The organism is Vibrio sp. 1249-1, from assembly GCF_033340495.1.
The window spans coordinates 1-809 of record NZ_JAWOWJ010000366.1 but is presented as its reverse complement, the minus strand read 5'-3'; the positions used below and the strand labels follow the sequence as shown (position 1 = coordinate 809).

The following is an 809-nucleotide window of genomic DNA, read 5'->3' as shown; positions in this document are numbered from 1 at the left end:
TAAGACAGAAGACGGCAAAGACAAGTCTGAGCTAGTGAAGCACGGTAACTCATTTGCATCGACTCACGTTTCCGGTACTGGCCCATTCATCGTGACATCACGTGAACAAGGCGTAAAAGTGGAATTTGAACGCTTCAAAGATTACTGGGATAAAGCGTCGAAAGGTAACGTTGATAAGCTAACGCTAGTACCAATCAAAGAAGACGCGACTCGTGTGGCTGCGCTTCTTTCTGGTGGCGTCGATATGATTCACCCAGTAGCGCCAAACGATCACCAACGTGTGAAAGATGCGAAAGGCATCGATCTCGTGACACTACCTGGTACGCGAATCATCACGTTCCAAATGAACCAAAACAGCAATGAAGCGTTGAAAGACGTGCGCGTTCGTCAAGCTATCGTGCATGCGATCAACAACGAAGGCATCGTGAAGAAAATCATGAAAGGCTTCGCGACAGCTGCTGGTCAGCAAAGCCCTGCGGGTTACGTTGGCCACAACGAAAAACTGGTTCCTCGCTACGATCTGAAGAAAGCTAAAGAGCTGATGAAAGAAGCGGGCTACGAGAACGGCTTTGCCCTAACTATGATTGCGCCAAACAACCGTTACGTGAACGATGCAAAAGTTGCACAGGCTGCGGCGGCAATGTTGTCTAAGATTGGTATTAAGGTTGATCTGAAAACCATGCCAAAAGCGCAATACTGGCCAGAGTTTGATAAGTGTGCGGGTGACATGCTTATGATCGGTTGGCACTCAGACACTGAAGACTCTGCGAACTTCAACGAGTTCCTAACAATGACTCGTAACGAAGAGA

1 protein-coding gene is annotated in these 809 nt (G+C 48.0%); it reads left to right on the top strand.

The features are described 5' to 3' along the window. The coding region (locus R7Z50_RS26420; protein ID WP_318149603.1) for an ABC transporter substrate-binding protein at positions 1-809 on the top strand (809 nt) is incomplete at both ends.